Source organism: Aquimarina hainanensis (genome assembly GCF_042684685.1).
In the GTDB taxonomy this organism is placed as follows: domain Bacteria; phylum Bacteroidota; class Bacteroidia; order Flavobacteriales; family Flavobacteriaceae; genus Aquimarina; species Aquimarina hainanensis.
Genome location: NZ_JBHULX010000021.1, coordinates 174206 through 186795, shown reverse-complemented (window position 1 = coordinate 186795; position 12590 = coordinate 174206). Strand labels below are relative to the sequence as shown.

At 34.6% G+C, this 12590-nt stretch carries 10 protein-coding genes and 1 tRNA gene; all 11 read left to right on the top strand.

The window, feature by feature from the left end; all coding sequences use genetic code 11:
- The first annotated feature begins 14 nt into the window (after positions 1-14).
- Positions 15-1214: an FtsW/RodA/SpoVE family cell cycle protein gene (locus ACFSTE_RS11550; RefSeq protein WP_176028830.1), complete on the top strand. Its 1200-nt coding sequence runs from the start codon at positions 15-17 to the stop codon at positions 1212-1214.
- The gene (gene murG, locus ACFSTE_RS11545; RefSeq protein WP_378256993.1) at positions 1211-2314 is read left to right on the top strand and encodes an undecaprenyldiphospho-muramoylpentapeptide beta-N-acetylglucosaminyltransferase; all 1104 of its coding nucleotides are present in this window, start codon (positions 1211-1213) and stop codon (positions 2312-2314) included. The genes ACFSTE_RS11550 and murG overlap by 4 nt, the downstream gene beginning before the upstream one ends.
- 11 nt (positions 2315-2325) lie before the next feature.
- Positions 2326-3672 (top strand): UDP-N-acetylmuramate--L-alanine ligase, encoded by a 1347-nt coding sequence (gene murC, locus ACFSTE_RS11540; protein ID WP_378256991.1) that lies wholly within the window; start codon positions 2326-2328, stop codon positions 3670-3672.
- A complete protein-coding gene (locus tag ACFSTE_RS11535; RefSeq protein ID WP_378298154.1) occupies positions 3669-4385 on the top strand; it encodes a cell division protein FtsQ/DivIB in 717 nt (238 codons plus the stop codon). The genes murC and ACFSTE_RS11535 overlap by 4 nt, the downstream gene beginning before the upstream one ends.
- A gap of 7 nt (positions 4386-4392) precedes the next feature.
- Positions 4393-5751: a cell division protein FtsA gene (gene ftsA, locus ACFSTE_RS11530; RefSeq protein ID WP_176028834.1), complete on the top strand. Its 1359-nt coding sequence runs from the start codon at positions 4393-4395 to the stop codon at positions 5749-5751.
- A gap of 51 nt (positions 5752-5802) precedes the next feature.
- Entirely contained in the window at positions 5803-7800 is a 1998-nt protein-coding gene (ftsZ, locus tag ACFSTE_RS11525) for a cell division protein FtsZ (RefSeq protein WP_378256987.1), read from the top strand.
- 108 nt (positions 7801-7908) lie between these two features.
- Positions 7909-8358, top strand: a complete 450-nt coding sequence (locus tag ACFSTE_RS11520) for a GatB/YqeY domain-containing protein (protein ID WP_176028836.1) — start codon at positions 7909-7911, stop codon at positions 8356-8358.
- A gap of 34 nt (positions 8359-8392) precedes the next feature.
- Positions 8393-8466, top strand: a tRNA-Arg gene (locus ACFSTE_RS11515).
- A 359-nt stretch (positions 8467-8825) separates the two neighbouring features.
- Positions 8826-10142 (top strand): ATP-dependent DNA helicase, encoded by a 1317-nt coding sequence (locus ACFSTE_RS11510; RefSeq protein ID WP_378256985.1) that lies wholly within the window; start codon positions 8826-8828, stop codon positions 10140-10142.
- A 653-nt stretch (positions 10143-10795) separates the two neighbouring features.
- The gene (locus tag ACFSTE_RS11505; RefSeq protein ID WP_176028910.1) at positions 10796-11398 is read left to right on the top strand and encodes an RNA polymerase sigma factor; all 603 of its coding nucleotides are present in this window, start codon (positions 10796-10798) and stop codon (positions 11396-11398) included.
- 144 nt (positions 11399-11542) lie between these two features.
- Complete coding sequence (locus ACFSTE_RS11500) at positions 11543-12577, top strand: FecR family protein (RefSeq protein ID WP_378256981.1); 1035 nt, start codon at positions 11543-11545, stop codon at positions 12575-12577.
- Positions 12578-12590: the final 13 nt, after the last annotated feature.

Genomic DNA, 12590 nt, shown 5'->3' with positions numbered 1-12590 from the left:
AAAGAAAGGGGAATATGACAAAAATAATGGCAAATATAAAAGGTGATAGAGCAATATGGGCAGTAGCGGCGCTATTGGCACTATTCTCTTTCTTGCCGGTATATAGTGCTAGTAGTAATTTGGCATATTTATATGGGAACGGAGATACGTTTACCTACCTAGTGAAGCATTTCGCACATTTGATGCTGGGATTTGGGATTATTTATGCAGTCCATAAAGTGCCGTATCATTATTTTAAAGGGTTATCTATTATTATGATACCTGTAGTTATTGTGTTGTTATTGTTGACGATGGCGCAAAATACAACTATAGGAGGTGCGAATGCGAGTAGATGGATTAAAATTCCGTTTGTGGGGGTCACTTTTCAGACATCCACATTGGCGGCTGTAGTGCTGTTAGCCTATGTAGCCAGATATTTGTCAAAAATAAAAGGGAAAAAGATCACGTTTAAAGAGACTTTATTGCCACTTTGGTTACCGGTATTTGTTGTTTTGATGTTGATTCTTCCAGCAAATTTTTCTACAACGGCTATTATCTTTTCAATGGTCGTTATGTTGGTGTTTTTAGGGGGGTATCCTATCCGATATTTGATGATAATCATAGGAACAGGAGTTGTAGCACTCGCCTTTTTTGTGTTGACCGCAAAAGCATTTCCGGGGATGTTTCCGAATAGGGTAGATACCTGGATAAGCAGGGTGGAGAATTTTGCAGATAATAAAGATACGCAAGAAGATTATCAGATAGAAAGAGCGAAAATAGCCATCGCCAGAGGAGGAGTTATAGGAAAAGGACCAGGGAAGAGTGTGCAAAGAAATTTTTTGCCACAATCATCTTCGGATTTTATTTATGCAATCATCATCGAAGAGTGGGGGCTGTTAGGAGGAGTGTTTTTGATGTCATTGTATATCTTGTTATTGATGAGATTGGTAATTGTGGCTCATAAGTGCGAAGAAGTATTTGGTACATTGCTAGTGATAGGAGTGGGGCTTCCGATAGTTTTTCAGGCAATTATTAATATGGCGGTAGCTGTAGAGTTGTTTCCGGTTACCGGACAGACATTGCCTTTGGTTAGTAGTGGAGGAACATCTATATGGATGACTTGCCTGGCTATAGGGATTGTGTTGAGTGTGAGTAGAAAAAGAGAAGCCGTAATTGAAAAAGAAATAAAAAATAAAGAAGAAGACCCGGTAGAGGTTCTGAGAGAAGCAGTATGAATGAACAACCACGAATCATATTATCCGGTGGGGGGACAGGAGGACATATTTTTCCTGCTATCGCTATCGCGAATGAATTTAAAAAAAGATATCCAGAAGCAAAGATCTTATTTGTAGGTGCTAAAGATAGAATGGAGATGACCAAGGTTCCGGAAGCAGGGTATGAAATTGAAGGTTTATGGATTAGTGGAATTCAGCGAAAACTAACGATTAGTAATTTGTTATTTCCCTTTAAGCTGCTAAGTAGTTTGTGGAGATCAAAAAAAATACTCAAAAGTTTTAATCCAGATGTGGTGATTGGTACTGGGGGGTTTGCTAGTGGTCCTATTGTGAAGATGGCGAGTAGTGCGGGAATTAAAACCGTAGTCCAGGAACAAAATTCGATTCCTGGGATTACTAATAAGTGGTTGTCAAAAACAGTAGATAAAATATGTGTCGCTTATGATGGGCTAGGGGCATACTTTCCTGAAGAAAAAATAATAAAAACAGGAAATCCTGTGCGTCAGGATTTGTTGAAGATTGATGCAAAAAAGGAAACCGCCATTACTAAGTATGGATTGGATGATGAAAAGAAAACAGTGTTGATCCTTGGGGGGAGTTTAGGAGCTAGAAGAATTAATGAGCTGATTGCTGCTAATCTCGATTTTTTTGAAGAGAAAGGAGTGCAGCTGCTATGGCAATGTGGAAAACTGTATTATGAGGAGTATAAGGTATATTCCAAAAGAAAAGGGATTCAGGTACATGAATTTTTAGATACAATGGATCTGGCATATGCTGCAGCAGATGCTATTATATCCAGATCAGGAGCAGGTTCGGTGTCTGAGCTTTGTATTGTAGGGAAACCAGTTTTGTTTATTCCTTCTCCTAATGTAGCAGAGGATCATCAGACCAAAAATGCACAAGCTATAGCTGATAAAGAAGGAGCAAAGGTTTTAAAAGAAAGTGAACTGGAAGAATTTTTTCAAAAGCGAATTATGCAATTGTTAGAATTGGAAGCAATGAAAATTAAATTAACACATGCAATTAAAAAATTAGCATTGCCTAATGCTACATCAGATATCGTAGACGAAGTGGAAAAATTAATGCAATCTGACAAATAGAAAAGAGATAGATGGATCAGCATATTGAAGATATAAAGAATGTGTATTTTGTTGGGATAGGAGGTATTGGAATGAGTGCTTTGGCTCGTTATTTTAATTTCTCAGGAAAAAATGTAGCAGGGTATGATAAAACACCAAGTCAGATTACAGAAGATCTAAAAGCATTGGGAATTGAAATTCATTTTGATGATGATGTAGCGCATATTGCAGAAGGTTTTTTGGATAAGGAAGAGACATTGGTAGTGTATACTCCTGCAATTCCATCAGATCATTCAGAGCTTACTTATTTTGAGAGTCAAGGTTTTCTGATAAAAAAGAGAGCAGAAGTGCTAGGGATTATTACCAAAGGGAAATATACCTTGGCGGTTGCGGGAACACATGGGAAGACAACCACTACAGCTATTTTAGGACATTTGTTAAAAGAAAGTGGAGCGAAGGTGACTGCCTTTTTAGGAGGGATTAGTGAAAACTATAACTCTAATTTGATTCTCGAAGGAGATGAGGTTGTTGTGGTGGAAGCAGATGAATTTGATAGATCATTTCTGCAATTGTATCCGGATATAGCAGCAGTTACTTCAATGGATGCTGATCATCTGGATATTTATGGGCAGTCAGATGCTCTGGATGCCTCATTTGTGGAGTTTTCATCACGGGCAAAAGACCATTTGTTGGTCAAAAATGGACTAGTATTAGGCGGCATGACTCTTGGTATTGAAGATGATGCAGATTATTGTATAAAAAACATAAAAATAGAAAATGGGTCATATGTTTTTGACTTAAAGACACCAGAAGAAATAATTGCAGATTTAAGATTTGATTTGCCTGGTGAACATAACCTGTTGAATGCTATTACAGCCTTTGCCATGGCAATGCTTTATGGCTCCCCAACCAAATTGCTGGCAAAGGCTTTATCTTCTTTCAAGGGAGTGAAAAGAAGGTTTAGTTATCAGGTAAAGACAAAAGAAAAAATATATATAGATGACTATGCGCATCACCCGACAGAAATAACAGCTTTACATCAAGCAGTGAGACAAATGCATCCTGATAAAAAAGTGTTGGTAGTGTTTCAGCCACACCTGTTTAGCAGGACGCAAGATTTTGGAGTAGAATTTGCGGCGAGTCTCAGTAAGTTTGATACAGTGTTTATGTTAGATATATATCCTGCCAGAGAATTGCCGATTGCAGGAATAACAAGTCAGTGGCTTCTGGAAATGATTGATATGGAAGATAAAAAAATGGTGGTAAAGGAAAATTTAGTCGCTGATATTTTATCAAGTGATGCAGAAGTTATTCTTACTGTAGGAGCTGGTGATATAGGAGAAGAAGTGGTGAAGATTAGAGAAGCGTTATTAGCATGAAAAAGCTATTGGGTTACATAAAATTTGGGGTTCTTTTTTTGTTAATAGTGTTGTTGTATGCTTTTACAACAGCTAGAAATCACGAAAGAAAAATTGAAGAAATTAAGGTAGAATTTATCGAAGAACAGAGTCCGTATGTAAATGAAACCATGGTTAATAAATTGTTAATACAAAATCAGAATCGGGCTACGAGCGTAGGGAAAGAAATTTTAGCTTTGAATAAGGTAGAAAAACAATTGGATCAACACGAAATGATTCAAAATTCAGACGTGTATCTGTCTGTAGATGGGAAACTTAAAGTAAGTATAAGGCAACGCACCCCTATTGCTAGGGTAGATGCGGTTACGCCTTTTTATGTTGACACGAAAGGTGAAATAATGCCCTTGTCGAATAATTATTCGGCACATGTGCCATTAGTGTATAATGTTTCTGAAAGAGAAGTTTCAGAAATATTTCCGCTTTTAAAAGAAATCAGAGAAGATGAATTTCTGAAAAGGCATGTGGTAAGTGTGTATAGAAACAGACAGGGAAATTATGAGCTTGGATTTCGTGTGTATGCGTTTAAAGTGAATTTTGGTAAGGCTGAGAATTTAAAAAGTAAGGTCAGTAATTTTAAAGCTTTTTATAAGAAAGCGATTAAAGATAAAAACCTTAAAGAATATAGGACAATTAGCTTGCAGTTTAGGAATCAGGTAGTGTGTACAAAAAAATAATACCAATATGGATAGAGAATCAAACGAAATAGCGGTAGGATTAGATATAGGAACAACAAAAATTGTTGCTATGGTCGGGCGGTATAATGAATATGGCAAAATGGAGGTTTTGGGAGTTGGAAAATCAAAAAGCCTGGGAGTACATAGAGGAGTGGTAAATAATATTACACAAACAATCCAGTCTATTCAGCAAGCGGTGCAGGAAGCAGAAGGGATTTCGGGGCATAAAATAGAAAAAGTAACTGTAGGGATTGCAGGACAACATATTAGAAGCTTGCAACACAGTGATTATATTACCAGAACAACAGCTGATGAAGTGATTGATGAAAGGGATATCGATATGCTGTGTAATCAGGTACATAAACTGGTGATGTTACCAGGTGAAGAAATATTACATGTATTACCACAGGAGTACAAAGTAGATGGTCAGGCAGAGATAAAGGAACCCGTAGGGATGTTTGGAGGAAGGTTAGAAGCGAACTTTCATGTGGTTGTCGGACAGGTAACCTCCATTCGCAATATAGGAAGATGTGTTAAGAATTCCGGGTTAGAATTATCAGATGTAACCTTAGAACCATTAGCATCTGCGGATGCAGTACTCAGTCAGGAAGAAAAAGAAGCAGGAGTAGCTTTGATTGATATAGGAGGAGGAACTACTGATTTAGCCATTTTTAAAGATGGAATCATTCGTCATACCGCTGTAATTCCTTTTGGAGGAAATGTAATAACAGAGGATATAAAAGAAGGGTGTTCTATCATAGAAAAACAAGCAGAATTACTAAAGATTAAGTTTGGATCTGCCTGGCCGGGAGAGAATAAAGACAATGAGATTGTTTCTATACCGGGATTACGAGGTAGAGAACCTAAGGAGATTACATTAAAAAACCTTTCCAAAATCATACATGCCAGAGTGGTAGAGATTGTGGAACAGGTGTTTTTAGAAATTAAAAATTACGGATATGAATCTCCTAAGAAAAAATTAATTGCCGGAATAGTACTAACAGGGGGAGGATCTCAGTTAAGACATCTAAAGCAATTAGTAGAGTACATAACCGGAATGGATACGAGAATTGGGTATCCTAATGAGCATCTGGCAGGGAATAGCGATTCAGAAACTACTAGTCCTATGTATGCAACAGCTGTTGGGCTTGTGATGGATGGATTGGCACATATAGAAAGAAATAAAAAGACTCAAAAAGTAGAAGTAGAGGTACAGCAGAAAACTGAAGAAATGACACCAGATAATACTGAAGAGTATGCTGTAGAAAAAGAAGAGAATTATAAGGAAGAGGAAGTGAAGCCTCGGAAGAATATATTAGAGAAATGGACGGAAAAATTCAAAGATTTTTTGGATAATGCCGAATAATTATAACGATATTTAAGAAAAAGAGAGAACTAGAAAATTAGCAAATTTATTATGAGTAGTAATGAGGAGTTCGGGAATATTTCATTTGATTTACCTAAAAATCAGTCGAATGTGATAAAAGTGATTGGAGTAGGAGGAGGTGGTAGTAATGCCATCAATCATATGTTTCAGCAAGGCATCAAAGGGGTTGATTTTGTAATATGTAATACAGATGCGCAAGCATTAGAAAATAGCCCTATCCCTAATAAGATACAATTGGGAGTATCTTTGACAGAAGGGTTAGGAGCGGGAGCAAATCCCGAAGTAGGAGAGCAGGCAGCAGTAGAGAGTTTTGAAGAGATTAAGAGAATGTTGGATACCAATACAAAAATGGTATTTATCACAGCAGGAATGGGAGGAGGAACAGGAACAGGAGCTGCTCCGGTTATTGCTAAAATGGCAAAAGAATTAGATATTCTAACGGTAGGGATTGTAACCATACCTTTTCAGTTCGAAGGTCGTATGCGTAACCAGCAAGCTCAGTTAGGAGTAGAAAAATTAAGAGCACATGTAGATTCCTTAATTGTTATAAATAATAACAAGCTAAGAGAGGTGTATGGAAACCTCGGATTTAAAGGAGGATTCTCTAAAGCGGATGAAGTGTTATCAACTGCTTCTAGAGGAATTGCAGAAGTAATAACACATCATTATACGCAAAATATTGACTTGCGTGATGCAAAAACAGTGCTTAGCAATAGCGGTACAGCAATAATGGGGTCTGCTAATGCCTCTGGTGCTAACCGAGCTAATGATGCTATTGTAAAAGCATTAGATTCTCCATTACTGAATGACAATAAAATTACAGGAGCAAAAAACGTATTGCTGTTAATCGTATCCGGGAAAGAAGAAATTACTATTGATGAGATAGGAGAGATTAATGATCATATCCAGCAAGAAGCAGGACATGGAGCAAATATCATTATGGGAGTTGGAGAAGATGAGTCCTTAGAAGATGCTATTTCTGTAACAATTATAGCCACTGGATTTGATATAGAACAGCAGGATGAAATTGTCAATACAGAAACAAAGAAGATCATTCATACATTGGAGGACGAACAAAAGGCAACACCTCAGGATCTTACACCAAAATCGACTAGTACGACAACTGCAATTCCAGTAACTACTCCTGTAGAAGAAAAACCAGTGCAAGACCCACCGGTTATAAAACACCAGTTGATTGATGAAGAGGAGGAAAAATCCTTGTTGATACCAACAACAGATTTTATAAAAAATATCAATGTAGAGAGTGAAGAAGTAAGTGCTTTTTCAGAAGCAGAAGAAGATTTTGTGATTATTAATGCACAGGATATTCTGAATCAGATCGAAGTAAATGATGCAGATGAAGTAGGAGCAGGAACGAATGAAGGAGCAGATCAGTTTACATTAGCTTTTGATATGCCAAGTTCTACGAACGCCGCTCCACCACAAGAAGAGGTAAACGCGAAACAGATAATTTCGGAAGAATCTTTTGTGGCAGAAAAAGAAGTGGAGGAAGAAAAACCAATTGTTTTTGATCTTACGGATGATATTATGGATATGGAAGTAAATGAGCCTATTGAAGTAATTCCGGTAAGTGAAAATAAAGATGGAGAAGTATTGAAGTATAGTCTGGAGGATTATATGGAAGAAGAGAAACGACTTACTGATGCTAAGCCCGTAAAAGAAGAAGAAACTGTAGAAGAGGAGCTTATTTTCGAAAAGAAAACAGTACCCCCTGCAGAACCGGAAGAGCAAGGAGAAGTAGATCCGGTAAATCAGCCTATCTCCGAAACATTAAAAGCAAGAGCAGCAGAACGAAGAGCAAAGATGAAGGAGTTTAACTATAAGTTCAGAAATAATGTAGCAAACATTGATGATATAGAGAAAGAACCAGCATATAAAAGAGCAGGGATTGATGTAAATTCTAAACCGGATGCTTCTGAATTATCCAGAACCTCTTTAGGAACGGATAGCAATGACGATATTCAGTTAAGAAGAAACAATTCTTTTCTTCACGACAATGTAGATTAAATAAAATAATAGATTGTAGATAAAAACCGATAATCCGTATAGAGATTATCGGTTTATTTTTTATCTTCGCAATCCTAAATAATACAGTAATTTTAAATCTTAGAATTAATGAGTTTACAGCAGGAAGTGATGACCGCAATGAAGGAAGCTATGAAAGCAAAAGATAGTAATGCGTTAACATCGTTGCGTGCTATAAAATCTGCTATTTTGCTAGCGCAGACAGAAAGTGGAGCAAAAGAGGAGTTATCAGAAGATCAGGAATTAAAATTATTGCAGAAATTAGTAAAGCAACGAAAAGATAGTGCAGCTATTTTTACAGAGCAGGGAAGAGAAGATCTTGCCGAACCAGAATTAGCGCAGGCAAAAGTTATAGAGCAATTCTTGCCAGAACAATTGAGTGAAGAAGAAATCGAAAAAGTCGTAGTAGAAGTAATTGCTGCTACGGGAGCAGCAGGAATGAAAGATATGGGGAAAGTAATGGGAGCCGCAAGTGCTAAGCTTGCCGGAAAAGCAGATGGAAAAACAATCTCTACTATCGTTAAACAAAAATTAGTATAAGAGATCCGAATTAGGAATTATCTTTTTATAAAATGGCCCAGTAGTTCAACTGGATAGAATATCAGATTTCGGCTCTGAGGGTTGGGGGTTCGAATCCTCCCTGGGTCACATCAAAAAGAAAACCACGCCATTGGCGTGGTTCTTTGTTTTATGAAAAAACCCAAAACTTAAGGCTTTGAGGTTTTGAAATAAAATAAGGAACCAGAGCGATAGCTCATGGTTTTGTATTTGCAGTAGTGAGTTTATCGAGGATCATCAAAGATAATCCTCCCTGAGGCATAAAGTATTAAAAGCCAGACAACATTGTCTGGCTTTTTTGTTGGGGATTTTTTTATATTCTCAAGAATAGAGTCATTTAGGTCACTATATTTCTTAATATTTGGATATATAAGCTACCTTAGTGATTATATGACATTGTTAGATTTAATTTCAATCGACACAAAAACAAACTCTCTATAAAATAAAAAATGCAGGATACATTAGAGTTTTCAAAAGAAGCAATAAATATAATTGAATGTGTTAATAACACAAATGAAAACCTATTCATCACAGGTAAAGCAGGAACAGGAAAATCTACACTATTAAAATATATACAAAAGAATGACTCTAGTATTATTGTATTAGCTCCAACAGGAATTGCAGCAATTAATGTAAATGGAGAAACGATACATTCTTTTTTTAAATTAAAACCAGGTTATGAGTTTGATGAGGCTATGCACGTTCGTATAAATAATAATATGATTAGTCAATATGCAGCTATTCATACTATAATAATTGATGAAATATCTATGGTTAGGGCAGATATTTTAGATGCGGTTGATATTTTTCTGCAAAGAATCAGAAATACATCAGAACCATTTGGAGGTATTCGTATGATATTCTTTGGAGATTTATTTCAACTTCCTCCTGTAATATTAAATAATGAACGTGAAAAATTCTTACAAAAATACAAGACTCCTTATTTTTTCTCTGCTCATTCATTTATTCAAAAGGATTTATTCACTTCACCATTTATCCAAAAAACATTAGAACTCAAAACCATTTATCGTCAAAAAGACCTTTTATTTATAGATATTCTCAATGCTGTTAGAGAAAACAAAACCAATGATTCTCATTTGAGTCTTTTAAATCAACAAGTTAAAACTTCTATTGAAGATGAAAATAGTAATTTTCAAATCAGTCTAGTACCAACAAACGCAATAGCAAATAGTATAAATTTTCAAAAACTGCAAACTCTTAACACATCTGAAATTAGTTTTTTTGCTCATCATACTGGCAATATTGAAAACCTTAAACCTAATGACTTTGAAGTGAAATTAAAGATTGGAGCTCAAGTAATGTTTCTAAATAACGACCCGAAAAAAAGATGGATGAACGGAACAATAGGTAATGTAACAAATATTGCTTCTACAATAGATGAAGAAACTAATGAAAATTATCAATTTGTTGAAGTAGAACTGGAAAATGGAAACATAACTGAGGTTTTACCCTTTACTTGGGAAATATCAAAGTATAGATTTAAACGAGGTCGATTTGTTCGTGAAGAAATTGGAACATTTACTCAGATTCCTATAAAATTAGCTTGGGCTATTACAATACACAAAAGTCAGGGAAAAACGTTTAACAAAGTAAAAATTGACCTTGGTACAGGAAGTTTTGCTCACGGGCAAACTTATGTAGCTTTAAGTAGGTGCAAAACTCTTTCTAATATTACACTAACAAGACCTATTTTGAAATCAGATATTATAATTGATGAACCTGTTATTGAATTTATAAAAAACTAACCCTAACAAGGTGTCCTAAAACATAGCTGGTAAAGGATTTTCGAGAGGTTTATGTATATTTAGAAAGTCCGCCAAATTTTTAATTTGGCTTTTAAAAAAGAGAAAAATTAAAAACAAAATATAAAAATTCAGCTCTTTATTAATTACCTTCTTTTCATGACAGGTCTGTTATATTGAAGCTCTTTTTTTAAAAAAACATTCTTCATTTTCAACTGACCGATCAGGGCGTAAAGCTTCTCACCGTCAACCTGATTATCAATTGATTTATTAATATCGCAACTTGGCACTGTTTTCTAAAAACTCCTTTTTCTATGGAGATATCATCACGGAGCAAAGATTAAGCTTTCAGAAAGCTCTGCCAATGTATAGCGTTCCCTTATAGCTTCTATTTCGACATTGGTATTGAATTGAGGGCTGAACTTTCTTCGTTTTCCTTTCATAATATTAGTTGAATTTAAACTTTCGTTTTTTACCAGGACATTGGTCTGACTTTAGGGGAGTATTACATTTTGATATTTAATGGTTTTGCAAAATTTAATCTGATTTAGTGTAAGATGAAGTTTATATTCAAAAAAAACTGAAAATAAAAAAAAATGTTTTTCGTTGTTAATGATATATGAAATCGTATTTTTTTTACAAAAAATCATTAAATAATGATAAAAAATAAAGCCGAAACCTTTGAATCTTTCAAAAGAGGAAATACACTAGCCTTCTGTGAGGTTTACACAAAGTATTATAATAAACTCTACCGCTATGGAATGTTTTTTTGTAATGATTCAAGTCTTGTTGAAGATGTAATTCAAGAGTTTTTTGTGAAAACACTTAAAAATCCGGAAAAACTTAATCATGTTCTTAATATAGAGGTTTATATGTTTCGGTCAATCAAGTTAAATGTGATATCAGAAAAACAAAAAAATAATCGTAGAGGGGTTATTCGGAAACTTTCAGTTGATCAAGAAAACTACGAAATATCGAGAGAGAAAAGTATCATTGAAGAAGAAACATCCTCTTTAAAAAAGGAATGGATGGTGCAGCAAATTAAAAATCTTCCTCCCTATCTAAAAGAAATTATTTACCTGAGATATTATGAAGGATTTAGTTACGAAAAAATATCACAAATAACGTCATTAAATAAGCAGGTAGCTAGAAATTATGTATCCAGAGCAATTCAGAAAATCCGTTCTAAAATTGAAAAAGGAAAAACATTTCTGTTTACCATTATATTTGGTTTTTCACCTCTTAAAAAATTCCGATAAATAAAACACCACAAGCATAATCTCTATTTTTTTTAAAAAAATAGGGTTACAAATTCCTTCTTTATATATCATACATATAAAACTCCTTAAAAATTAGATCAGGAGTGTTTAAATAAATTCTCTTAAAGTGATATTTATTTTGGTATGAGCTATTTTGAAATATATAAAGAAATGGATTTTGAAGAATTAGTAGAAAATACTGAATTTCAGAGTTGGGTGTATACTCCTTCTTCATCAAATAATGATTTTTGGAAAGGATTTTTAAAAAAATACCCAGAAAAACAAGCGATAGTAGATGAAGCAAAAATGTTTTTACTTTCTGGAAAATCCTATTTTGAACAATACGATAAAACTCATGAAGAAATACAACTAGAACTCACCGATGTATTTGAATTAGCTAACAAGAAACTTCCTCTGTCATTAAGATCAAAAAGAAAGGTTTTATTCAATAAAAGAAATCAACATCTTGCAATTGCAGCCTCATTTGCAGTACTGTTTTTTTTAGGATATTTTTTCTATAAGTCAAGTTATGAATTTAATAAAAACTACACCACCGACTATGCAGAATGGCAAACTGTTAAACTGCCGGATGCTTCCGTTGTAGAATTAAATGCAAATTCAACATTAAAGTTATCAAAAGACTGGAAAGATCGAGATACTCGTAAGGTTTGGTTGGAAGGGGAAGCATTTTTTGATGTAGAAAAGAACCTTACAACACATAGTAAATTTCAGGTTATTGTTAATGATCTAACTATTGAAGTTCTAGGAACAGAATTTAATGTTCAATCCAGAGGGGATCTTACCAAAGTTTTTTTAAAAGAAGGAAAAATAAAACTCTTAATGAATAATAAGGAAGAATATCTCTATCCAGGAGATTTTATTACATATTCTTCTAAAAAACAAACAATTATTAGCCGTAATAAAGTTCCTCAAGAATCATATACTTCCTGGAGAACAGGAACACTACAGATGAACGATACTGTAGATAAAATTTTTAAAGAAATAGAAAATATCTACGGTGTAAATATAGAATTAGAAGACGAAAGCTTATACAATGAGACTCGTAAAATTGGGATTCCTATGAAAAACTTAGATATAGTGATTCCTATTCTTGAAATTTCACTTGATGTTGAAATAATAAAAGATAAGAACAAACTAATTGTCAGACAAAACAATTAACCAACATAAATAC